A 22,584-nucleotide genomic window follows, 5' to 3' on the forward strand; every position below is an offset into this window, starting at 1 on the left:
CGGCGCGCGCGGGCGCAGGGGATAGTGGAAGGGTGAGCGCAGCCGTACCCCACCCCCGCACCCGCACCGAGCCCGCACCCGGCCGGAGCGCCCGGCGCAGCGTCGGCGCCGCCCTCTTCCTGACGGCGGCCGGCGCCGCGCTCGTGCTGCTCGCCGGCGGCCGGACGTGGGTCGAGGGCACGGCGGCGGGCGTCCGCGACGCGGCCCGCGAGCAGGCCACCGGCCAGGACGTCACCGGTCTGCCCGGTGCCCTCGCCATCGTCGGGCTCGCCGCGCTCGTCGCGGTCTTCGCCGTGCGGCGGGCCGGCCGGACGCTGGTCGCCGCGGTGCTGGCGCTCTGCGGCGCGGGCGTCGTCGTCGGCTCCGTCACCGGCGCGTCCGACACCGGGGCCCTGGAGGAGAAGGCGGCCAGGACCACCGGCCTGTCCAGCGCCGCCGTCGAGCACGTCAGCCACACCCCCTGGCCCTGGGTGGCCCTCGCCGGCGGCGTCCTGCTGCTGCTCGCCGGGCTGCTCGCGCTGCGCTACGGCCGGCACTGGCCCGCCATGGGCGGCCGGTACGAGCGCGACGGCAGCCCGCGCCCCCGCCGGCCGCGCCGCACGCCGGACCCGGAGCGGCCCGAGGAGATCTGGAAGGCCCTCGACCGGGGGGAGGACCCCACCGGCGACGCCGCGCCCCGGTAGCTCCCTCTGGGCCGCCTCAGGGCCACCCCACGTCGAGACGGTCACGGGCCGTCAGGGACAATGACCGCGAGGGTCATGCGCCGCCCGCAGGCGCGATTCGGCGACCCCCAGCAACGAGGAGTCAAGTCATGTCGGGTCAGGTACACCACGGACAGACCCCGGCCGCCTGGACCGGTGTCATCATTTCCTTCATCGGCTTCTGCGTCGCCAGCGCGTTCATCGTGATGGCCAAGCCGGTCGGTTTCTGGGCCGGTGTCGGCGTCATCCTGCTCGGCGCGGTCGTCGGCGGCATCATGCGCCTCATGGGCCTCGGCCAGGCCCCCAAGGCGGGCTCGCGGCCCAAGGCCGAGGCGCAGCCGCAGAACGGCTGACCGGCGGTCCCCGTACCCGTACCGCCCTCGCGCGAAGGCGCGGCCCGGAACCCGTATCCGATCGATCACTCCGGTCATCCGTACGGGCGTCCCGAGCCGCGCCTTCGCGCGTTCCGGCGGACACTGGCGGGGTGAGGGAGCCCGCTTCCGGCCCGGGCCCTGCCCCCGGCCGGGTCGTCGCGCCGTCCATCCGCCGGCTGGGCGTGCCGCTCGGCGTCGCCGCGGGGCTCGGCGCGGCGGCGGCCCTGGTCCGGGCGGTGGACCCGAACGAGCCCGGCCACTACACCGTCTGCCCGCTGCTCCACTTCACCGGCCTGCTCTGCCCCGCCTGCGGCGGCTTGCGCGGGCTGCACGCCCTGCTGCACGGCGACCTCCCCGCCGCCCTGCGCGCCAACGCCCTCGCCGTCCCCGGCTACGCCGTCTTCGCCGTCCTCTGGGCGGTCTGGTGCGTCCGCGCGGTGCGCCGGGACGGCGGGATGCCGCTGGCCCTGCGGCCGGTCCACTGGTGGGGGATCGGTCTGCTCGTGCTGGCGTTCACCGTGGTGCGGAACCTGCCCTGCGGGGCGGTGCTCGCGCCGTGACACCCGGCGGCCGCGACGCCGCCGTCAACCGGATGCGCGACCCGCGCCCGGCGGCAAGTACCATCACAGTGTGCTGGTGGGACGAGTACGAACCGCATCAGCCCAGATCATCCGAGCCCGGAAGGGGGCCGCTCGCGTGAGTGTGCTCGACGAGATCATCGACGGAGTCCGTGCCGACCTCGCGGAACGGCAGGCGCGCGTCGGCCTCGACGAGCTCAAGGAGCGGGCCGCGAAGGCCCCGCAGGCCAGGGACGGCGCCGCCGCCCTCCGCGGTGAGAACGTCTCCGTGATCTGCGAGGTCAAGCGCTCCAGCCCGTCCAAGGGCGCGCTGGCCGCGATCGCCGACCCCGCAGGGCTCGCCGCCGACTACGAGGCCGGTGGCGCCTCCGTCATCAGCGTGCTGACCGAGCAGCGCCGCTTCGGCGGCTCGCTCGCCGACCTGGAGGCCGTCCGCGCCAAGGTCGACATCCCGGTCCTGCGCAAGGACTTCATCGTCACCGCCTACCAGCTCTGGGAGGCCCGCGCCTACGGCGCCGACCTCGCCCTGCTGATCGTCGCCGCGCTGGAGCAGGAGGCCCTGGTCTCCCTGATCGAGCGGGCCGAGTCCATCGGGCTCACCCCGCTGGTCGAGGTGCACGACGAGGACGAGGTCGAGCGGGCGGTGGCCGCCGGCGCCCGCGTCATCGGCGTCAACGCGCGCGACCTGAAGACGCTGGAGGTCGACCGGGGCACCTTCGCCCGGGTCGCCCCCGAGATCCCGGACGGCATCGTGAAGATCGCCGAGTCGGGTGTGCGCGGCCCGCACGACCTCATCGCCTACGCCAACGACGGTGCCGACGCGGTGCTCGTCGGCGAGTCCCTGGTCACCGGGCGCGACCCGAAGGGGGCCGTCGCCGACCTGGTCGCCGCCGGCGCCCACCCGGCCCTGCGGCACGGCAGGAGCTGAGGACGGCATGACCGCGTACGCGCGCCTGGCCCGGGGGTGCCGCCCCCGGGGCTGCCGCGCGCCGGCGCGGCGGGTGCGCGGCCGCAGGGTGCGCTACCACATCGGGTGCGAGCCCGGACAGATCAACGGGCGCCGATGGCGCGGGACCGCTCAGCAGTAGCCGGTCCCTTCGGTGAGCGCGGGGTGCCTTCTCCGCGCCCGCCGCCCTTTTCTGTCACAGGAGTACCTCCGTGTCCTCTGAGTTCTTCGTTCCCGACCCCGCGGGCCAGGTGCCCAGCGCGGCGGGCTACTTCGGCGCCTTCGGCGGCACCTTCATCCCCGAGGCGCTGGTCGCCGCCGTGGACGAGGTCGCCGTCGCCTACGAGAAGGCCAAGTCCGACCCGTCGTTCGCCGCCGAGCTCGACGACCTGATGGTCCACTACACCGGGCGTCCCAGCTCCCTCACCGAGGTGCCGCGGTTCGCCGAACACGCGGGCGGCGCCCGGGTGTTCCTCAAGCGTGAGGACCTGAATCACACCGGTTCCCACAAGATCAACAACGTGCTGGGTCAGGCCCTGCTCACCAAGCGGATGGGCAAGACGCGCGTCATCGCGGAGACCGGCGCCGGCCAGCACGGCGTCGCCACCGCCACCGCCTGCGCCCTCTTCGGCCTCGACTGCACCATCTACATGGGCGAGGTCGACACCGAGCGGCAGGCCCTCAACGTCGCCCGGATGCGGATGCTCGGCGCCGAGGTCATCGCCGTGAAGTCCGGCAGCCGCACCTTGAAGGACGCCATCAACGAGGCGTTCCGCGACTGGGTCGCCAACGTCGACCGCACCCACTACCTCTTCGGCACGGTCGCCGGGCCGCACCCCTTCCCGGCCATGGTCCGCGACTTCCACCGGGTCATCGGCGTCGAGGCCCGCCGGCAGATCCTGGAGCGCGCCGGGCGGCTGCCCGACGCGGCCGTCGCCTGCGTCGGCGGCGGCTCCAACGCCATCGGCCTGTTCCACGCCTTCATCCCCGACGCGGGCGTCCGGCTCATCGGCTGCGAGCCCGCCGGGCACGGTGTCGAGACCGGCGAGCACGCGGCCACCCTGACCGCGGGCGAGCCGGGCATCCTGCACGGCTCCCGGTCCTACGTCCTCCAGGACGACGAGGGGCAGATCACCGAGCCGTACTCCATCTCGGCCGGCCTGGACTACCCCGGCGTCGGCCCCGAGCACGCCTACCTCAAGGACTCCGGCCGCGGCGAGTACCGCGCGGTCACCGACGACGCCGCGATGCGGGCGCTGCGCCTGCTGTCCCGCACCGAGGGCATCATCCCGGCCATCGAGAGCGCCCACGCGCTCGCCGGGGCCCTGGAGGTCGGCCGGGAGCTGGGCGAGGACGGCCTGATCGTCGTCAACCTGTCCGGCCGCGGCGACAAGGACATGGACACCGCCGCCCGCTACTTCGGCCTCTACGACACCGACGCCGAGGTGGCCGCCGACCGCACCGCCACCGCAGAGATCGAGGGGGACGCCAAGTGAGCGGGAACGTACGACTGTTGGCCGACACCCTCGCCGCCGCGAAGGCCGAGGACCGCGCCGCGCTCATCGCCTACCTCCCGGCCGGCTTCCCGACCGTGGACGGCGGCATCGCGGCGATCAAGGCCGTCTTCGACGGCGGGGCGGACGTGGTGGAGGTGGGGCTGCCGCACAGCGACCCGGTCCTCGACGGCCCGGTCATCCAGACCGCCGACGACATCGCCCTGAAGGGCGGCGTCCGGATCGCGGACGTCATGCGGACGGTCCGGGAGGCCCACGCGGCCACCGGCAAGCCCGTGCTCGTCATGACGTACTGGAACCCCATCGACCGCTACGGCGTCGAGCGCTTCACCGCCGAGCTCGCCGAGGCGGGCGGCGCGGGCTGCATCCTGCCCGACCTGCCGGTGCAGGAGTCGGACCTGTGGCGGGAGCACGCGGGCAAGCACGGGCTGGCGACGGTCTTCGTCGTCGCGCCGAGCAGCAAGGACGAGCGGCTCGCCACGATCACCGCGGCGGGCAGCGGCTTCGTCTACGCGGCGTCGCTGATGGGCGTCACCGGCACCCGGGCGTCCGTCGGCGCCCAGGCGAAGGAGCTCGTCGAGCGCACCCGCGCCACCGGCACCGCGCTGCCCGTCTGCGTCGGGCTCGGCGTCTCCGACGCGGCGCAGGCCGCCGAGGTCGCCGGGTTCGCGGACGGGGTCATCGTCGGCTCGGCGTTCGTCAAGCGGATGCTGGACGCTCCGGACGAGGCGGCCGGGCTCGCGGCCGTACGGGAGCTGGCCGGGGAGCTGGCGGAGGGCGTCCGCAAGCGGGGCTGACCCCGGGACTGATCCTTGGGCGTGATCCCGGACCGCGTAGGACCGGGTAATCCGTTCGAAGGAACCTGGGACCGGGGGTGCGCTGGGGCGCACCCCCGGTTCGTTGTACGGGGACGTGAGCGAGAAGAACAGCGACGGAAAGCGCAGCGCCCGCGAGCGGCTGCAGGAACAGCGCCAGAAGGACGCCGCCCGCGCCAAGCGCAAACGGGCGATGATCGCGGGGCTGGCGGTGGTGGGGGTGCTGGGGACCGGCGCCGGGGTCGCGGCGGTCGTCGCGAACACGGGCGGGGGCACGAAGGACGAGGCGGCGGGCCCGCCCCTGCCGCCGCAGGGGGCGCTCGGCAAGGACGGCTCCACCATCCCGGTCGGCAAGAAGGCCGCCAAGGCCACCCTCACCGTCTACGAGGACTTCCGCTGCCCGGCCTGCGGCCTGTTCGAGAACGCGTACCGGGACACCGTGCGCGACCTGGAGCAGGAGGGCAAGCTCAAGACCGAGTACCACATCGTCACCCTCATCGACCGGAACCTGGGCGGCACGGGCTCGCTCCGGGCCGCCAACGCGGCGGCGTGCGCGCAGGACGTCGGCAAGTTCGCGGCGTTCCACGACGTCCTCTACAAGAACCAGCCGCCCGAGACGAAGGACGCCTTCGCCGAGACCTCCCGGCTGTACGAGCTCGCCGGGCAGGTGCCCGGGCTGAACACCCCCGGCTTCCAGAAGTGCGTGGACGACGGCATGCACGACAGCTGGGTGAAGCAGGCGCACGAGGCGTTCCGGAAGGGCGCCTACAAGGCGACGCCGACCGTGCTGCTCAACGGGAAGAGCGTCTACGGGGACCCCGCGCATCCGCTGACCCCGGCGAAGCTGCGGGAGATGACGGTGGCGGCTGCCAAGAAGAAGCACTGAGGCGACGGGCCGGGAGCCTGTTCCGCGTGCGGGGCACGGGGCCCGTTACGCAGCTGTTGTCCCGGGTGGGTTGCCGGTCGCGCGCCCCGGCAGGGTAGCGTCGGTGGTGCCATGAATCTCGCATACATTCCCAGCCCGTCGACCGGCGTCCTCCACCTGGGGCCGGTCCCGCTGCGCGGCTATGCCTTCTGCATCATCATCGGTGTCTTCGCCGCCGTCTGGCTCGGCAACCGACGCTGGGTCGCGCGCGGCGGCCGGGCCGGGACCGTCGCCGACATCGCCGTCTGGGCCGTGCCCTTCGGCCTCGTCGGCGGCCGGCTCTACCACGTGATCACCGACTACGAGCTGTACTTCGGCGAGGGCCGGAACTGGGTCGACTCCTTCAAGATCTGGGAGGGCGGCCTCGGCATCTGGGGCGCCGTGGCCCTGGGCGCGGTCGGCGCCTGGATCGGCTGCCGCCGGCGCGGCATCCCGCTGCCCGCCTGGGCCGACGCCGTCGCCCCCGGCATCGCCGTGGCCCAGGCGATCGGCCGCTGGGGCAACTGGTTCAACCAGGAGCTCTACGGCAAGCCGACGGACCTGCCCTGGGCGCTGAAGATCGACGCGGACCCCGGGATCGGGCGGGTCGCCGGTACGTACCATCCGACGTTCCTGTACGAGTCGCTGTGGTGCCTCGGCGTCGCCGCCCTGGTGATCTGGGCCGACCGGCGCTTCAAGCTGGGGCACGGGCGGGCGTTCGCGCTGTACGTCGCGGCGTACACGGTGGGGCGCTTCTGGACGGAGTACCTGCGGGTGGACGACGCGCATCATGTGCTGGGGCTGCGGCTCAACGGGTGGACGTCGATTCTGGTGTTCGTCGCGGCGGTGGTGTACATGGTCGTGTCCTCGAAGAAGGTCCCTGGGCGGGAGGCCGTGGTCGAGCCGGGCGTCTCCGACGCGGCGGTGGACGAGTCCGGTTCGGACGTGAAGGATGCTCCTCCGGCGAAGCCGGTGGATGGGGCGAAGCCGGCCAAGAAGCTTTAGCGCTGCGCTGGGGCGGGATGGGGGGGTTGCCCCTGTCCCTCCCCCAGAGGGGGCACCCCCATTCGCCGTTTCCTGGGGCTGCGCCCCAGACCCCCTTTTCGCGGCTTCGCCGCTCGTCCTCAAACTCCCCCAGAGGGGGTACCCCCAACGGGCTGAATCGTGCGCCCGGGCGCGATTGTCAGCCCGTTGGGGGTCCCCCCTCTGGGGGAGTTTGAGGACAACCGCGCGGAGCGCGGTTTCAGGGGGTGCGGGGCCCTCCCCGCAGAAACGGTGAAAGGGCGGGACCGGGGCTAGGCACAAACCCGCAGGTCAGCGAGGTAAGTTCGGCCTTCCTTGCTAGCGCGCACGCGCTATTCGTGCGTACCTTCGAACCGTAGGGGGAGGGCACAAGGCCCGCCCTCCGGGCGAAGGAGCACCGAACCCACCATGGCCGTCCTCGACACCGCCGCCACCACGCACATAGCCCACCGCGACAACCACACGCACCGCGATGTGAACGGCGGCTGGCTGCGCCCGGCCGTGTTCGGGGCGATGGACGGTCTCGTGTCGAACCTGGCGCTGCTGACGGGCGTCGCGGGCGGGGAGGCCACCTCCAAGACGCTGGTGATCACGGGGCTCGCCGGCCTCGCCGCGGGTGCGTTCTCGATGGCGGTGGGGGAGTACACGTCCGTCGCGTCGCAGCGCGAGCTGGTCCTCGCGGAGCTGGACATCGAGCGGCGTGAGCTGCGGAAGCACCCGACCGACGAGCTGGAGGAGCTGGCCGCGCTCTATGAGTCGCGCGGGGTGGAGCCGGCGCTCGCGCGGGAGGTGGCGCGGCAGCTGTCGAAGGACCCGGAGCAGGCGCTGGAGATCCATGCCCGGGAGGAGCTGGGCATCGACCCCTCCGATCTGCCCTCGCCGATGACGGCGGCGCTCGCCTCGTTCGGTTCGTTCGCGCTGGGGGCGCTGCTGCCCGTCCTCCCGTATCTGCTGGGTGCCACGCAGCTGTGGCCCGCGGTGCTGCTGGCGCTGCTGGGGCTGTTCGCGTGCGGTGCGGTCGTCGCCCGGGTGACAGCGCGCAGCTGGTGGTTCAGCGGGCTGCGGCAGCTGCTGCTGGGCGGGGCGGCGGCCGGTGTGACGTATCTCCTGGGTATTGCCTTCGGGACCGCTGTCGGGTGATGCTCTATGCGGGTCGCCGCATAACGAACGAGCGTCACGAGCTGGTTTCCGCGCGGTTTCAACCCTTCGACAACAGGGCACATCTTCACAAGCGCCCGCGGGCAGTGCGGCCCGCGCCGTATGCGCTCCACCCCTCGTGGATCTCGTCAAGCCTGCCTTGTTGTCCACATAGTGGAATCCATCTTCCACTGTGCGAGAAGCGGGTCATCATGTAGCCTGCACCAAATTTCGCGGAGGGCCAGCGTCGTCCCTCGGCACATGCACCGCCATGAATGCCAAGACGACGGGAGCGCCGATGCGTTCTGCATCCCACCCCGCTCAGCAGGGGATGTACGACCCCCGCCATGAGCACGACGCCTGTGGCGTCGGCTTTGTCGCGACACTGACCGGCGAGGCGAGCCACGCCCTGGTGGAACAGGCGCTCACCGTCCTGCGCAACCTGGAGCACCGCGGCGCCACCGGCTCCGAGCCGGACTCGGGTGACGGCGCCGGCATCCTTCTCCAGATTCCGGACGCCTTCTTCCGTGAGGCCGTGGACTTCGCCCTCCCGGAGCCGGGCGCGTACGCCGTCGGCATCGCGTTCCTGCCCGCCGACGGGGAGGGTGCCGTCTCGCGCATCGAGACGATCGCGGCCATCGCCGCCGAGGAAGGGCTGACCGTCCTCGGCTGGCGAACCGTCCCCGTCGCCCCCGAGCTGCTGGGCAGCACCGCCCGCGCCACCATGCCGGAGTTCCGGCAGCTGTTCGTGGCGGACGGGGACGGGGAGAGTCGCGGAATCGCCCTGGACCGCAAGGCGTTCGTGCTGCGCAAGCGCGCCGAGCGCGAGGCCGGTGTCTACTTCCCGTCGCTCTCCGCCCGCACGATCGTCTACAAGGGCATGCTGACCACCGGGCAGCTGGAGCCCTTCTTCCCGGACCTGTCCGACCGCCGGTTCGCCACGGCCATCGCGCTGGTCCACTCCCGCTTCTCCACCAACACGTTCCCGAGCTGGCCGCTCGCCCACCCGTACCGGTTCGTCGCCCACAACGGCGAGATCAACACCGTCAACGGCAACCGCAACTGGATGCGCGCCCGCGAATCGCAGCTCGCCTCCGGGCTGTTCGGGCCGGAAGGCAGTCTGGAGCGGACGTTCCCCGTCTGCACCCCCGACGCGTCCGACTCCGCCTCCTTCGACGAGGTGCTGGAGCTGCTGCATCTGGGCGGGCGTTCGCTGCCGCACAGCGTGCTGATGATGATCCCCGAGGCGTGGGAGCACCACGCCTCCATGGATCCGGCCCGCCGCGCCTTCTACCAGTACCACTCCACGCTGATGGAGCCCTGGGACGGCCCGGCCTGTGTCACCTTCACCGACGGCACCCTCGTCGGTGCCGTTCTCGACCGCAACGGGTTGCGGCCGGGCCGGTACTGGGTCACCGACGACGGGCTGGTCGTCCTCTCCTCCGAGGTCGGCGTCCTCGACATCGACCCCGCCCGGGTCGTCCGCAAGGGCCGCCTCCAGCCGGGGAAGATGTTCCTGGTCGACACCGCCGGCCACCGCATCATCGAGGACGACGAGATCAAGGCCGGCCTCGCCGCCGAGCAGCCGTACAAGGAGTGGCTGGAGGCCGGGCTCATCGAGCTCAAGGACCTCCCCGAGCGCGAGCACATCGTGCACACCCACGCCTCCGTCACCCGCCGCCAGCAGACCTTCGGCTACACCGAGGAAGAGCTGCGCGTCATCCTCGCGCCGATGGCCAACGCCGGTGCGGAGCCCATCGGTTCAATGGGCACGGACTCGCCGATCGCCGCGCTCTCCGCGCGGCCCCGGCTGCTCTTCGACTACTTCACCCAGCTGTTCGCCCAGGTCACCAACCCCCCGCTGGACGCCATCCGCGAGGAGCTGGTCACGTCGCTCGTCTCCTCCCTCGGCCCGCAGGGCAACCTGCTGGAGCCGACGGCCGCGTCCTGCCGCAGCGTCACCCTGCCGTTCCCGGTCATCGACAACGACGAGCTCGCCAAGCTCATCCACATCAACGCCGACGGCGATCTCCCCGGCCTCAAGGCCGCCACCCTCTCCGGTCTCTACCGGGTCTCCGGCGGCGGCGAGGCGCTGGCCGCGCGGCTGGAGGCGATGTGCGCGGAGGCCGACGCGGCCATCGCGGGCGGCGCCCGGCTGATCGTCCTCTCCGACCGGCACTCCGACGCCGAGCACGCCCCCATCCCGTCGCTGCTCCTCACCTCGGCCATCCACCACCACCTCATCCGCACCAAGCAGCGCACCCAGGTGGGGCTGCTGGTCGAGGCCGGGGACGTCCGCGAGGTGCACCACGTCGCGCTGCTCATCGGTTACGGCGCGGCGGCCGTCAACCCGTACCTCGCCATGGAATCCGTCGAGGACCTGGTCAGGGCCGGGACGTTCCTCAGCGGCATCGCGCCCGAGGACGCCATCCGCAACCTCATCAAGGCGCTCGGCAAGGGCGTGCTGAAGGTGATGTCCAAGATGGGCATCTCCACCGTCGCCTCCTACCGCGGCGCCCAGGTCTTCGAGGCCGTCGGGCTCGACGAGGCGTTCGTCGACACGTACTTCCACGGCACGCCCACCAAGATCGGCGGGGTCGGCCTGGACGTGATCGCCCGCGAGGTCGCCGCCCGGCACGCCAAGGCGTACCCCGCCACCGGCGTCCCCGCCACCCACCGGCGGCTGGACATCGGCGGCGAGTACCAGTGGCGGCGGGAGGGCGAGCCGCACCTGTTCGACCCGGACACCGTCTTCCGGCTCCAGCACGCCACCCGCACCCGGCGCTACGACATCTTCAAGCAGTACACCGGGCGTGTGAACGAGCAGTCGGAGCGGCTGATGACGCTCCGCGGGCTGTTCGCGTTCGCGAGCGACCGGAAGCCCGTGCCGCTGGACGAGGTCGAGCCGGTGAGCGAGATCGTCAAGCGGTTCTCGACCGGCGCGATGTCGTACGGATCGATTTCGCAGGAGGCCCACGAGACGCTGGCCATCGCCATGAACCGGTTGGGCGGCAAGTCCAACACGGGGGAAGGCGGCGAGGATCCGGAGCGGCTGTACGACCCGGCGCGGCGCAGCGCCATCAAGCAGGTCGCGTCCGGGCGCTTCGGTGTGACCAGCGAATACCTGGTCAACGCGGACGACATCCAGATCAAGATGGCGCAGGGCGCCAAGCCCGGCGAGGGCGGTCAGCTGCCCGGCCACAAGGTGTACCCCTGGGTCGCGAAGACGCGGCACTCGACGCCGGGTGTCGGGCTCATCTCCCCGCCGCCGCACCACGACATCTACTCCATCGAGGACCTCGCCCAGCTCATCCACGACCTCAAGAACGCCAACCCGGCCGCCCGCATCCATGTGAAGCTGGTGTCGGAGGTGGGGGTCGGGACGGTCGCGGCGGGTGTGTCCAAGGCGCACGCGGATGTCGTGCTCATCTCCGGGCATGACGGCGGTACGGGCGCCTCGCCGCTGACGTCGCTCAAGCACGCGGGTGGGCCGTGGGAGCTGGGGTTGGCCGAAGCCCAGCAGACGTTGCTACTCAACGGGCTGCGGGACCGGATCGTCGTCCAGGCCGACGGGCAGCTCAAGACCGGGCGGGACGTCGTGATCGCGGCGCTGCTCGGGGCGGAGGAGTTCGGTTTCGCGACCGCGCCGCTCGTCGTCTCAGGGTGTGTGATGATGCGCGTCTGCCACCTGGACACCTGTCCGGTCGGCATCGCCACGCAGAACCCCGTGCTGCGCGAACGGTTCGCCGGCAAGGCCGAGTTCGTCGTCAACTTCTTCGAGTTCATCGCGGAGGAGGTGCGGGAGCTGCTCGCCGAGCTGGGCTTCCGGACGCTGGAGGAGGCCGTCGGCCACGCCGAACTCCTCGACACCGGGCGGGCCGTGGACCACTGGAAGGCGCAGGGTCTGGACCTGGCCCCGCTGTTCCACGTCCCCGAGCTGCCCGCGGGCGCCGTCCGGCACCACGCCGTCGCCCAGGACCACGGGCTGGCCAAGGCGCTCGACAACCAGCTGATCAAGCTGGCCGCCGACGCGCTCGACACGGTGGGCGCTGAGGAGGCGCAGCCGGTGCGCGCGCAGGTGCCCGTCCGCAACATCAACCGGACCGTCGGCACCATGCTCGGGCACGAGGTCACCAAGCGGTACGGCGGCGCCGGGCTGCCCGACGACACCATCGACATCACGTTCACCGGCTCGGCCGGGCAGTCGTTCGGCGCCTTCCTGCCGCGCGGCGTCACCCTGCGGCTGGAGGGCGACGCCAACGACTACGTCGGCAAGGGGCTCTCGGGCGGCCGCATCGTCGTCCGCCCGGACCGGGCCGCCGACCACCTCGCCGAGTACTCCACCATCGCGGGCAACACGATTGGTTATGGCGCCACGGGTGGGGAGATGTTCCTGCGGGGTGCGGTCGGGGAGCGGTTCTGCGTCCGCAACTCGGGTGCGGTGGTCGTGTCGGAGGGCGTCGGCGACCACGGCTGCGAGTACATGACGGGCGGCCGGGCCGTCGTCCTCGGGCCGACGGGACGGAACTTCGCGGCCGGCATGTCGGGTGGCGTCGCCTACGTCGTGGATTTGGACCCGCGCAACGTCAACAAGGAGCTGGCGGGCGCTGTCGGGTCGTTGGACGGGGCTGACGCGCGGTGGCTGCACGGTGTCGTGCGCCGCCATCAGGAGGAGACGGGATCCACTGTCGCGGCCGGTCTCCTCGCCGACTGGGACGCGGCGGTGGCGCGCTTCCGCAAGGTCGTCCCGCCCACGTACCAGGCAGTGCTCGCCGCCAAGGACGCCGCCGAGCGAGCCGGTCTCTCCGAGACCGAGACCCACGAGAAGATGATGGAGGCGGCGACCCATGGCTGATCCGAAGGGCTTTCTGACCACCGGGCGCGAGGTCGCCCGCACCCGTCCCGTCGAGGAGCGCGTCCGCGACTGGAACGAGGTGTACGTTCCGGGCTCGCTGCTGCCGGTTATTTCGAAGCAGGCCGGGCGGTGCATGGACTGCGGCATCCCGTTCTGCCACAACGGCTGTCCGCTGGGGAACCTCATCCCCGAGTGGAACGACTACGCGTGGCGGGGCGACTGGCGGGCGGCGAGCGAGCGGCTGCACGCGACGAACAACTTCCCCGAGTTCACGGGCCGGTTGTGCCCGGCGCCGTGCGAGTCGGCGTGCGTCCTGGGCATCAACCAGGATCCCGTCACCATCAAGAACGTCGAGGTGACGATCGTCGACAAGGCGTGGGAGGCGGGCGACGTCACGCCGCAGCCGCCGGAGCGGTTGTCGGGCAAGACGGTCGCCGTCATCGGCTCGGGCCCGGCCGGCCTGGCGGCGGCGCAGCAGTTGACCCGGGCGGGTCATACGGTGGCGGTGTACGAGCGCGCGGATCGTATTGGTGGGCTGCTGCGGTACGGCATCCCCGAGTTCAAGATGGAGAAGCGCCACATCAACCGGCGCATCGAGCAGATGCGGGCGGAGGGGACGAAGTTCCGCACGGAGGTCGAGATCGGCCGCGACATCGACGGCGCGAAGCTGCGCGGGCGGTATGACGCGGTGGTCGTGGCGGCGGGTGCGACGACGTCGCGCGACCTGCCGGTGCCGGGGCGGGAGCTGCGGGGGATCCACTTCGCGATGGAGTACCTGCCGGTCGCCAACAAGGTGCAGGAGGGCGACTACGTGGCGCCCACCATCACGGCGGAGGGCAAGCACGTGGTGGTGATCGGTGGCGGTGACACGGGCGCGGACTGCGTCGGGACGGCCCACCGGCAGGGTGCGTTGTCGGTGACGCAGCTGGAGATCATGCCGCGGCCGGGGGAGGAGCGGTCGGCTGGTCAGCCGTGGCCGACGTTCCCGATGCTGTACAAGGTCACGTCGGCGCATGAGGAGGGCGGGGAGCGGGTGTACTCCGTGTCCACCACGCGCTTCGAAGGCGACGAGGACGGCAATGTGCAGTGGCTGCACCTGGTGGAGGTGGAGTTCCGGGAAGGGAAGCTGGAGCAGAAGCCGGGGACGGAGCGGCGGATTCCGGCCCAGTTGGTGACGCTGGCGATGGGCTTCACGGGCACGGATCGCGAGAACGGCTTGGTGGAGCAGCTGGGGTTGGCGCTGGACGCACGCGGAAACGTGGCGCGGGACGAGTCGTACGCGACGAACGTGCCGGGTGTTTTCGTGGCGGGTGACGCGGGGCGTGGCCAGTCGCTGATCGTCTGGGCGATCGCGGAGGGCCGCTCGGCGGCACGGGCCGTCGACCGCTACCTGACGGGCGCGAGCACGCTGCCGGCACCGATCCGGCCGACGGACCGGGCGCTGGCGGTCTGAGGCGCTTGCCGGACGTGTGACGTCCGTGCTCCCGATGTCGGCCGGGGGCACGGACGTTGCGTTTACGCCGAGTTGGTGGTGGGTCGTGGCCGAAAGGGGTGCCGGCGCTGGCGCCGGTGCGTCGCGCGGTGGTCGTATCGCATGCGTCTGATCGACATCGACAACGGCTCTCATAGGAGGCACACGACATGCGACGGCTGACGACAGCGGCCACGGTCTTGGTGCTGGCGGCGGGCATCGGCCTGACGAGCACGGCGGGGATGGCGGACGCGGCGCCTGCGGGGACCTCTGCCGGGGTTGAGTGCCCGACGGACTGGGGCAGCGCGGACAAGTCGTCGGAGGGACACGAGTACCGCGTGCTGAAGAACATCCGCACCGGCAGCCACGCGTGCTACGACCGCATCGTCTTCGACCTGGGGAGCGCGGCGCCAGGGCTGGGGTACCGGGTCGGATACGTGGACGAGTTCCACCAGGACGGCTCGGGCGACCTGATACCGGTCAAGGGCGGCGCGATCCTGCAGGTGTACGTCAACGCCCCGAGCTACGACCCGAACACGGGCCAGCGCACTTACCCTGGCCGCGGCCGCCAGCCCCTGCCGGGTGTGGATCTCACCGGTTACCGCACCTTCCAGGACACGAAGTTCGGCGCGAGCTTCGAGGGACAGACTCAGGTGGCCGTGGGGGTACGGGCCCGGCTGCCGTTCCGGGCGGAGCAGGTGGGGGACGAGTTGGTGGTGGATGTGGCGCATAGCTGGTGAGGTGGGGTGGGTGGTATGTCGGCTTCGTCGGACTCTCGGGAAGTGAATGAAAATCCGGGTCAGCCCGGGTAAAACCGCAGGTGGCGAAGTGTGGTCCCCGCACGCGCGGGGGTGGCCCTGTAGGCGGCACGCTGGGAGGCCGCCCACAGACGTGGTCCCCGCACGTGCGGGGGTGGTCCGGCGTGCGACCGCATCGCCAAGCAACTGGAGGAGTGGTATCCGCACGGGCGGGGGGTGGTCCTCCGGCCCTCGCACTGGCTCAGGAGGAGTCGGTGGGGCCGCATGCGAGGGTGGCTCACCTGCGGTTACGGGGCTCCGGGATTAGCCAGCGATCCCAAGCCCGCCCAGCTCAGTTCGTCAACCTCCGTCTTCCTGGCGGTGGTCGGACAGGAGCAGGGCGAGGGGCCCGGCGGGGAGCAGGAATCGGCCTTCCTGGGCGGCGGCGACGGCCTCGGCCATGGGCCACCAGGACAGTTTGAAGTCTTGCTCGGTGGGAGTGAGCTGCTGCGGCCCGAGGGTCAGGCCGCGGGCTTCGAAGAGGTGGACGCGGGCGGTGGACTCCAGGGTGATGGCGTACGCGCCCAGCGAGTGCCATCGCCGGGCAGTGATGCCGGCTTCCTCTTGGAGTTCGCGGCGCGCGCATTCCTCGGGACTTTCGCCATCCTCGCGCCGCCCGCCGGGCAGGAAAAGGTATTCGCCGCCGTGGGCGGGGAAGTCGGCGCTGAGGACGGCGACGAGGCCCTGGCCGTCGCGGGCCACCACTACGGCGGCGTCGCGGGCCGGGCCTCGTCGGTACTCGTCGTCGCTCATGGCGCGGAGCTTAGTGGAGGGCGTCTACTTCACCATGGCGGCGAAGGGCACGTTCATCACTACGGGGTGGGCGGTGCCGCGGCCGTGGTATCCGTCGTCGCCGTAGGCGTCCCCGTGGTCGGAACACAGGATGATCAACCACCGCTGCGTGGTCCCCGCTCACGCGGGGGTGGTCCACAGGCTTCCACCTGCGCAGTTAGTGGAGACCCGTGGTCCCCGCGCACGCGGGGGTGTCCGGCCTGGCAGGAGGGCCCGCCCCCTAGGGCACCTTCGTTGCTCAGGCATGTGCGTACCACTGGCGCGATGCTCAGTTCGCTACCGTGGCTATTCGCCGGCGAGGAAGGAGCAAAAAGCGCTCCAACTTTCCGAAGGCAAGCGGAAGTGCCCGCGACCGTGGTCCTTGGAGTCTCGGACGGCGATTTCGGGACCGGGCAGTTCGGTTATCTCGACGCAGCCGTTGCCGCCGTTGCTATGCGAAGACTTGCGCCAAGTGGCACCTGTCAGATCGAGGGTGCAGAGGTCTGCCTTGCGGTTCATGACGAGTCGGTCTCCATGGTCTTCTTGATGATCTCCCGGGACTGGTCCACCGGGAGAGCGGCGGCGACCGTGCGGTCGAAGGCGCCCTCGAACATCGCCACGTGCTCGGTGCCCTCCACGAACTGTCCGCCGACGACGTTCTCGGTGACTACGACCGTCGGCCAGGGGGAGGGGAACCGGACGATCTCGAACAGGCCCATCATGGCCGGGTTCGGTGCCATGGCCATGGGCAGGATCTGGATGGTGATGTTCGGCAGGCCCGACATGTCGAGCAGGTGACGGAGCTGGTCACGCATCAGCGTCGGGTGGGCCGCGAATCGCTGGTGCAGTACCGCCTCGTGGATGACGGCCCAGAAGTTCAGGGGCGGGCGCCCGCCTTCCCTCCTCGTCGTCAGGACGGCCTGCCGGGCCTTGCGGACCTCGGCGAAGGCGGTGACCTCATCGGCGGGTCGCCAGAACGAGGAAGCGGCGATGATCTCCCGGGCGTAGGGGCCGGTCTGGAAGAGGCCCGGGATCAGGTTCGGTGAGCAGATCCGGGTGCTCTCGGCGTCGGACTCCAGGGACAGGTAGTCCTTGACGTGCGCGTCCACCACGCTGGCGTAGGTCGTCCACCAGCCCTTCTTCGCCGCGTCTCTGGCCAGTGCCTCGATCGCCATGAGGATGTCCGGGGCGTCCACGCCGTAGATGCCCAGCAGCTTCGACGCCTCGACGGGGCGGATGTGCGCCTTGGCGTTCTCGATCTTGGACAGCTTGGTGCGGTCCCACCCCATGACCTCGGCGACGCGATCGAGGCTCATGCCCGCCTGGTTGCGGTACTTGCGAAGCGCTTCGCCGAGGCGCCGCCTTCGCAGGGTCGGCTGGGCTGGTTGGTTCGGCATGGACTGATCGTCCTCCAGGGGTGGCGAACTGCCGCGCGGTGGTTACGGTTTGGCCCGTGGGGGTTGCATTGTGCCCGCGCGGGGTCGCGCGAGTCGATAGAACGGAAATTCGGCATGTGCCAATCCAGGTAGCTAGGTTGCTTGACCGGGTTCCGTGCGGGCATCCTGCCCGAGTCAGGGTGATGAGCGTCACAGCCGCGTTCGCCGTGGTGATCAGCGTTCGGTCGGCTGTCGCCCCGTCCGTCGTCCCAGTCCGCGCCTTCGCTCACGCTGGAGTTCCCCCATGCCCTCGCAGCCCTCGCGGGAAGAGCACAGTCGCCCGACGTTGCATCAGCAGCTCAAGGCCAGACACCCACTCGTACCGTCGGCCCTGGCGCACGACGCACCCGGCGACCGGAATCGGCCGGTGGGTGTCATCGGGTACGCCGTGCTGCGTATCGACGCCGAGCACGGCGCCGCCCTGGCCCCCTTGGACGTGATGACGATCAAGGCGTCGATCAGGAGGTCCCTCGGTGCGCCGCTGTCGGCGGACGAGCGGAGCGCGGTCAACGACGACCTCAAGGGCCATCTTGGGCTGCTGATGCCGATCGTCGCCGGGGCGCACCCCGAGCTCGTCGCCTCGGTCGGGCGCCGGCTTGAGTATGAGCCGCCGGACGGGTACCGGTATCCGCGATGCGCCCGGCAGTGGGGCGAGGAATCCGCCCGCACCGCCGAACAACTGCTCGGACTCGCCCTTGCCGACGAAGACGCCGAGCATCGGCACGCCGGAGTGGAAGCGCGGCTGCACCTGCCGTCGCGTGGATCGTATCCAGGCGGCTAAACCGCCGCTTTGCCGAAGCCCGGTGTACTCACGCGGCGCGCGGAAGGGCGGCGGGCGCCCCTGCGCTCACACGTTCAGGTGAGCGACGTGATCAGACGGTCATATCCATTGCGCCGCACCCTATGCAGGACGCATGGATGAACTCCCCACCCCCGACGGCCAACCGGCCGTCTCGCGCCGACAGTTCGCCGTCGCCGCCGGCGCGACCACCGCCGCCGTCGCCGCGCTCGGTGTGCCCGCCGCCGTACCGGCGGAAGCCGCGCCCGCCAAGTCCACCGCCGACTGGGACACCTGCGTGGAAGTGGCCAGAGCCCTGCTCGTGGTCGACGAGCACGATCGGCCGCTGGTGCCCGAGTACAAGAAGATTCTCGACGACGGGCTGCCGCGTACCGGCAAGAAAGCAAGCCGGAAGGTGCTCGTCGTGGGCGCCGGGCCCGCCGGGCTCGTGGCGGCGTGGCTGTTGAAGCGGGCCGGGCATCACGTGACGTTGCTGGAGGCCAACGGGAACCGGGTCGGCGGGCGGATCAAGACGTTCCGGAAGGGCGGGCACGAGCACGCGGCGCAGCCGTTCGCCGATCCCCGGCAGTACGCGGAGGCCGGAGCCATGCGCATCCCCGGCAGCCACCCGCTGGTGATGAGCCTGATCGACGGGCTCGGGGTGAAGCGCCGGCCCTTCTACCTCGTGGATGTGGACGGGCAGGGCAAGCCCGTCAATCATGCCTGGTTGCACGTCAACGGGATCCGCATGCGGCGTGCCGACTACGCCAAGGATCCTCGGAAGATCAATCGGTCGTTCGGCGTTCCGCGTGAGCTGTGGGACACGCCGTCGTCCACGATCCTGCGGCGCGTGCTCGACCCCGTCCGCGACGAGTTCAGCACGGCCGGGGCCGACGGCAAGCGGGTCGACAAGCCGATGCCCGAGCGGGTCAAGGGGTGGGCCCGGGTCATCCAGAAGTACGGGGACTGGTCGATGTACCGGTTCCTCACCGAGGAGGCCGGGTTCGACGAGCGCACGCTCGACCTCGTCGGGACGCTGGAGAATCTCACGTCCCGGCTGCCGCTGTCGTTCGTGCACAGCTTCATCAGCCAGTCGCTGATCAGTCCGGACACCGCGTTCTGGGAGCTGGTCGGCGGGACGGCCGCGCTGCCGGACGCGCTGCTCAAGAAGGTCGACGACGTGCTGCGGCTCGACCGGCGGGCGACGCGCATCGAGTACTGGTCGCCGGACCGGACGGGAGCCGATCGCGCGACGCATGTCCGTGAAGGCGGGCCGCACGTGTGGGTCGACACCGTGTCCGAGGGCCGTGACGGCAAGGTCGTCCGCGAGCAGTTCACCGGCGACCTCGCGATCGTCACCGTGCCGTTCACGGGGCTGCGGCACGTGCAGGTCAGCCCGCTGATGTCGTACGGCAAGCGGCGTGCGGTCACCGAGCTGCACTACGACAGCGCCACCAAGGTGCTGCTCGAATTCAGCCGCCGGTGGTGGGAGTTCACGGAGGAGGACTGGAAGCGGGAGCTGGAGGAGGTACGGCCGGGGCTGTACGCCGCGTACCGGGACGGCAAGGCGCCCGCCGACGGCAGTCTCCTCGGCACCCACCCCTCCGTCCCGCACGGACACATCAGCCAGGCCCAGCGCGCCCACTACGCCGCCAACTACTGGGAAGGGCGCGACCAGCCCGAGGCGGCGCACATCGTCGGCGGGGGGTCCATCTCCGACAACCCCAACCGGTTCATGATCAACCCCTCCCACCCGGTGCCCGGCAGCGAGGGCGGTGTCGTCCTCGCCGTCTACTGCTGGGCCGACGACGCCGCGCGCTGGGACTCCCTCGACGACGAGGCCCGCTACCCGCACGCCCTCTGCGGGCTGCAACAGGTCTACGGGCAGCGCGTCGAGGTCTTCTACACCGGCGCCGGCCGCACCCAGAGCTGGCTGCGCGACCCGTACGCGTACGGTGAGGCGTCCGTCCTCCTGCCCGGCCAGCACACCGAACTGCTCGGCGCCATCCGGGAACCCGAGGGTCCGCTTCATTTCGCCGGCGACCACACCTCCGTCAAGCCGTCCTGGATCGAGGGCGCCGTCGAATCCGGTGTCCGGGCGGCGCTGGAGGCGCACCTCGCCTGAGGGGGAGGCGTGGGCGGCTGGGATCATGGCAGACCCTGCCGCCCGCCCCCGAGGTGAGTTCTTGAGGAACACCGCCCTCCGTCCGCACGCGACGCTGCCCGGCCCGTACGACGCCGGGACCGTCCTGGCCACCACCGTCGATGCCCGGGGCAACGCCCTGTGGCTGCTCTGCCCGGACGCGGAAACCGTACGGAACCCGTACGGGCCGTCGTACCCGAAGCCCCGCCGGTACCCCTACGACGCCCTGCTCGTCAGCAGCGACGGCACGCCCCCGGTCGACCGCACCCTGACCGGGGTGCGGGTGCGGCCGTCCGCCCTGGACGTCCTGCCCGACGGCCGGGTCCTCCTGGTCGGGGGCGGCGCCGGTGAGTCGAACGCCCAACTCCTCGGGCGTGACGGCCGGCCCCCGCACCGCTTCTCCATCGGCCGCGGAGCCCGCTTCGTACGGGCCGACCGCCAAGGCACCCTGTGGAGCGCCTACTCCGACGAGGGGGTCTACGGTGACCCGCTCGCCGCCGCCGGCCTCGTCCGCTGGGACGGCCACGGCAACCGGCAGTGGTCCCTCACGCCCCCGGACGGCCTCCCGCACCCGGTCGACGCGCACGCCCTCAACGTCGACGACGACGGTGGCGCCTGGTTCGCCTACCACCCGTCGCCCCGTCTCCTTCACGTCCGAGCCGACGGCCGGGTCGCGTCCTGGACCACACCGGTCGCCCGCCCCCGGGGCATCGCGGCCCACGGCGCGGAGGTCGCCCTCCTCGCCGACGGCCTGCTGCACCGCTGCCGGGCCTCCGCCGGCACCCTCGACCCGCTCGAGGAAACCCGGCTCACCCTCCCCGACGGCACACCCCTCACGCGGTACACCGACGTCGTCGGACGCGGGCGGCGGCTCTACGTGCGCGGGAAGTCCGTGCGGCAGTGGTACGTCCTGGACATCGACATGTGAGCGCCGGGGCCGGCCCGGGCGTGGCGTCTCCGCTCCTCAACTCATGGTGGATCAGCCCTTGATGGAGAAGAAGAGGGTGTCCTGCGTGTACCAGTCGAGCCGCTCGCGGGCCCATATCCAGTTGTCGTGTTCGTCGTCCAGCATCTCGATCAGAATCGTGACGTCGTGGGTGAGACCGGGGTCGATCCGGTCCAGGACCCGGCGGTAGGCGTCGGCGGCGGGCTTGGCCTTGGCCAGCGGGAGCCGGCCGAAGTCCGGGGATCCGTCCGTGGGGTAGGGGAGGGGGAAGGGGATTCCGTCGGGCGGTCCGGCGAAGAGGTATCCGTAGGGCAGCAGGTCGGCGTCCACGCCCAGGCGGCGGAGCTCGTCGTCCAGCAGGCCGAAGAAGGTGGAGGGCTTGGAGTACGAGCCCAGGTCGGCGGGGTCGGAGGCGTTGGCGTCGATGATGTGCTGGAGCGCGCTGTAGTAGGCGTTGGCCGCGTACTCGGCCGTCGAGTCGGCGTGGCCGGCTATGAGGTGGTCGAGGGCATCGGGGATGGTCAGGCCCCAGTCGATGTCCTGTTGTTCGAGCCGGAGTTGGTCGGCCTCCGCGCATGCGCGCATGTCGGCGAGGACGTCGCGCTGGTCGGCGGAGAGGCTGTCCCCGGCGCCGAGGAAGGCCACGACGTGCGCTTGGTCCGCGGTGCTGTACGAGATGATCCGGCTCATGGTCGTCATCCTGTCACCCACCACTGACATCGCGGGCGTCAGGCGGGGGCGGGTGGCCGCTGAGCAGTTGGCTGACCGTGGGGTTATCGTTCTCGCCGTCCGGACGGGGGAGCGACAACGGGGGGCAGAGAGGCATGAGCGAGCGCCTGGGGCCGATCGAGCGGGTCGGCGGCCGGTGGGTCGTCGGGGACACGGAGTGGGAGAAACGGCCCCACCTGGAGTTCGGGGCGGAGGGGGTGCTGCGGCACGAGCCGGGGAAGGGCGGGCCCGAGCTGGTCCCGTGGGGCAGGTTCATGAGCCTGCACCTGGCGGCCACGCGCACCCGGCTGGAGTCCTCGACGACGCTGGCCGTGCTGTCCGGTGGGGAATTCCTGGGCCGGCGCACCTGCTCCCTGCAGGGGACGCTGCGGCATCCCTACGAGCCGTGGACCGCCCGCTTCGGACACCACGAGCGGCGCTACGGCACCAGCGAACTCGTCCTCGCGCAGTTCCTCGTCTCGCTGGCCTTCGAGGCGGGGCCGGCCCGGCGGCTCGGTGACCCGCGGTGGATGGCGGAGGCCGTCGGACGGCTGGCGCCGCTGCGGGTGCGCAGACTGCGCGAGGCGCGGGCGACGGTGGCGGAGGTCGTCCGGGACCTCGACGAGGCCGTGGTGAGAGGCGCGGACCGAGCCGCGGAGTGAGGCGGGCGCGGAGTGAGCCGCCTCC

21 protein-coding genes are annotated in these 22,584 nt (G+C 71.5%); 17 read left to right on the top strand and 4 right to left on the bottom strand.

From position 1 onward, the window contains the following. The first annotated feature begins 32 nt into the window (after positions 1 to 32). The 13 genes from K7I03_RS24910 (at position 33) to K7I03_RS24965 (ending at position 15,058) form a co-directional block, all read left to right on the top strand. On the top strand, positions 33 to 683 hold the full coding sequence (locus K7I03_RS24910; RefSeq protein WP_185943647.1) for a TIGR02234 family membrane protein: 651 nt from the start codon (positions 33 to 35) through the stop codon (positions 681 to 683). Positions 684 to 811: 128 nt separating this feature from the next. Then, complete coding sequence (locus K7I03_RS24915; protein WP_185943648.1) at positions 812 to 1,054, top strand: HGxxPAAW family protein; 243 nt, start codon at positions 812 to 814, stop codon at positions 1,052 to 1,054. 131 nt (positions 1,055 to 1,185) lie between these two features. Then, entirely contained in the window at positions 1,186 to 1,635 is a 450-nt protein-coding gene (locus K7I03_RS24920) for a DUF2752 domain-containing protein (RefSeq protein ID WP_185943649.1), read from the top strand. A 136-nt stretch (positions 1,636 to 1,771) separates the two neighbouring features. Further along, the gene (gene trpC, locus K7I03_RS24925) at positions 1,772 to 2,581 is read left to right on the top strand and encodes an indole-3-glycerol phosphate synthase TrpC (RefSeq protein WP_185943650.1); all 810 of its coding nucleotides are present in this window, start codon (positions 1,772 to 1,774) and stop codon (positions 2,579 to 2,581) included. Positions 2,582 to 2,588: 7 nt separating this feature from the next. Further along, on the top strand, positions 2,589 to 2,741 hold the full coding sequence (gene trpM / locus K7I03_RS34405; protein ID WP_398857893.1) for a tryptophan biosynthesis modulator TrpM: 153 nt from the start codon (positions 2,589 to 2,591) through the stop codon (positions 2,739 to 2,741). 70 nt (positions 2,742 to 2,811) lie between these two features. Continuing rightward, positions 2,812 to 4,095, top strand: coding sequence for a tryptophan synthase subunit beta (trpB, locus tag K7I03_RS24930; protein ID WP_185943651.1), 1,284 nt, complete (start codon positions 2,812 to 2,814; stop codon positions 4,093 to 4,095). Next, the gene (gene trpA, locus K7I03_RS24935) at positions 4,092 to 4,910 is read left to right on the top strand and encodes a tryptophan synthase subunit alpha (protein WP_185943652.1); all 819 of its coding nucleotides are present in this window, start codon (positions 4,092 to 4,094) and stop codon (positions 4,908 to 4,910) included. The genes trpB and trpA overlap by 4 nt, the downstream gene beginning before the upstream one ends. A gap of 115 nt (positions 4,911 to 5,025) precedes the next feature. Continuing rightward, on the top strand, positions 5,026 to 5,814 hold the full coding sequence (locus tag K7I03_RS24940; protein ID WP_185943653.1) for a thioredoxin domain-containing protein: 789 nt from the start codon (positions 5,026 to 5,028) through the stop codon (positions 5,812 to 5,814). A 111-nt stretch (positions 5,815 to 5,925) separates the two neighbouring features. Beyond that, the gene (gene lgt, locus K7I03_RS24945) at positions 5,926 to 6,837 is read left to right on the top strand and encodes a prolipoprotein diacylglyceryl transferase (RefSeq protein WP_185943654.1); all 912 of its coding nucleotides are present in this window, start codon (positions 5,926 to 5,928) and stop codon (positions 6,835 to 6,837) included. Positions 6,838 to 7,263: 426 nt separating this feature from the next. Then, entirely contained in the window at positions 7,264 to 7,995 is a 732-nt protein-coding gene (locus K7I03_RS24950; protein ID WP_185943655.1) for a VIT1/CCC1 transporter family protein, read from the top strand. 295 nt (positions 7,996 to 8,290) lie between these two features. Next, positions 8,291 to 12,847 carry a glutamate synthase large subunit gene (gltB, locus tag K7I03_RS24955; RefSeq protein WP_185943656.1) on the top strand — a complete coding sequence of 1,519 codons (4,557 nt, stop codon included), beginning with the start codon at positions 8,291 to 8,293 and terminating at the stop codon, positions 12,845 to 12,847. Next, positions 12,840 to 14,300, top strand: coding sequence for a glutamate synthase subunit beta (locus K7I03_RS24960; protein ID WP_185943657.1), 1,461 nt, complete (start codon positions 12,840 to 12,842; stop codon positions 14,298 to 14,300). Before gltB ends, K7I03_RS24960 begins: the two co-directional genes overlap by 8 nt. 188 nt (positions 14,301 to 14,488) lie before the next feature. Further along, positions 14,489 to 15,058, top strand: a complete 570-nt coding sequence (locus tag K7I03_RS24965; RefSeq protein ID WP_185943658.1) for an AMIN-like domain-containing (lipo)protein — start codon at positions 14,489 to 14,491, stop codon at positions 15,056 to 15,058. A gap of 357 nt (positions 15,059 to 15,415) precedes the next feature. Here the strand turns inward: K7I03_RS24965 and K7I03_RS24970 are convergent, their stop codons facing one another. The 3 genes from K7I03_RS24970 to K7I03_RS24980 form a co-directional block, all read right to left on the bottom strand. Then, positions 15,416 to 15,868 carry an NUDIX hydrolase gene (locus K7I03_RS24970; RefSeq protein WP_185943659.1) on the bottom strand — a complete coding sequence of 151 codons (453 nt, stop codon included), beginning with the start codon at positions 15,866 to 15,868 and terminating at the stop codon, positions 15,416 to 15,418. 324 nt (positions 15,869 to 16,192) lie between these two features. Next, a complete protein-coding gene (locus tag K7I03_RS24975; protein ID WP_185943660.1) occupies positions 16,193 to 16,405 on the bottom strand; it encodes a DUF397 domain-containing protein in 213 nt (70 codons plus the stop codon). Then, complete coding sequence (locus K7I03_RS24980; protein ID WP_224347205.1) at positions 16,402 to 17,283, bottom strand: helix-turn-helix domain-containing protein; 882 nt, start codon at positions 17,281 to 17,283, stop codon at positions 16,402 to 16,404. The genes K7I03_RS24975 and K7I03_RS24980 overlap by 4 nt, the downstream gene beginning before the upstream one ends. Before the next feature lie 283 nt (positions 17,284 to 17,566). Here K7I03_RS24980 and K7I03_RS24985 point away from each other — a divergent pair, with 283 nt between their 5' ends. The 3 genes from K7I03_RS24985 (at position 17,567) to K7I03_RS24995 (ending at position 21,171) form a co-directional block, all read left to right on the top strand. Further along, the gene (locus K7I03_RS24985) at positions 17,567 to 18,103 is read left to right on the top strand and encodes a hypothetical protein (protein ID WP_185943662.1); all 537 of its coding nucleotides are present in this window, start codon (positions 17,567 to 17,569) and stop codon (positions 18,101 to 18,103) included. A 133-nt stretch (positions 18,104 to 18,236) separates the two neighbouring features. Beyond that, complete coding sequence (locus tag K7I03_RS24990) at positions 18,237 to 20,225, top strand: flavin monoamine oxidase family protein (RefSeq protein WP_185943663.1); 1,989 nt, start codon at positions 18,237 to 18,239, stop codon at positions 20,223 to 20,225. Between the two features lie 61 nt (positions 20,226 to 20,286). Continuing rightward, a complete protein-coding gene (locus tag K7I03_RS24995; RefSeq protein WP_185943664.1) occupies positions 20,287 to 21,171 on the top strand; it encodes an SMP-30/gluconolactonase/LRE family protein in 885 nt (294 codons plus the stop codon). A gap of 51 nt (positions 21,172 to 21,222) precedes the next feature. Here K7I03_RS24995 and K7I03_RS25000 read toward each other — a convergent pair whose 3' ends face one another. After that, complete coding sequence (locus tag K7I03_RS25000; RefSeq protein ID WP_185943665.1) at positions 21,223 to 21,879, bottom strand: DUF7691 family protein; 657 nt, start codon at positions 21,877 to 21,879, stop codon at positions 21,223 to 21,225. Positions 21,880 to 22,013: 134 nt separating this feature from the next. Here K7I03_RS25000 and K7I03_RS25005 point away from each other — a divergent pair, with 134 nt between their 5' ends. Further along, positions 22,014 to 22,559, top strand: a complete 546-nt coding sequence (locus tag K7I03_RS25005; RefSeq protein ID WP_185943666.1) for a hypothetical protein — start codon at positions 22,014 to 22,016, stop codon at positions 22,557 to 22,559. Positions 22,560 to 22,584: the final 25 nt, after the last annotated feature.

This window comes from Streptomyces mobaraensis, assembly GCF_020099395.1.
Lineage (GTDB): Bacteria > Actinomycetota > Actinomycetes > Streptomycetales > Streptomycetaceae > Streptomyces.